Origin of the sequence: Sphingobium sp. ba1 (assembly GCF_000743655.1) — a bacterium.
Classification (GTDB): domain Bacteria; phylum Pseudomonadota; class Alphaproteobacteria; order Sphingomonadales; family Sphingomonadaceae; genus Sphingobium.
In genome coordinates this window covers 3,438-3,684 of sequence record NZ_JPPQ01000069.1, presented here as the reverse complement: position 1 = coordinate 3,684, position 247 = coordinate 3,438, and the positions used below count along the sequence as shown (strand labels likewise).

Below are 247 nucleotides of genomic sequence, written 5' to 3'. Positions count from 1 at the left end.
CCCGATTGTCATCGGCGGCGACCATAGCCTGGAATATCCCAATGTCGCCGCCGCCGCCGATGTGCATGGCAAGGGCAATGTCGGCGTCATCCATTTCGACAGCCATTATGACATCGGTCGCGGCCGCGTTCATCTGCTCGACCATGGCCAGCCGGTCTATCGCGTCATCAACGAAGGCCATGTCCGCGCCAGCGACTATATCCAGGTGGGCCTGCGCGCGCGCGGGCCGGATCTGGAGACGTTCGGC

At 63.6% G+C, this 247-nt stretch carries 1 protein-coding gene; it reads left to right on the top strand.

Going from position 1 to position 247, the window contains the following annotated elements; genetic code table 11:
• Nucleotides 1–247, top strand: a 247-nt coding sequence (locus tag IL54_RS23905; RefSeq protein WP_193378810.1) for an arginase family protein, incomplete at both ends; no start/stop codon positions are given.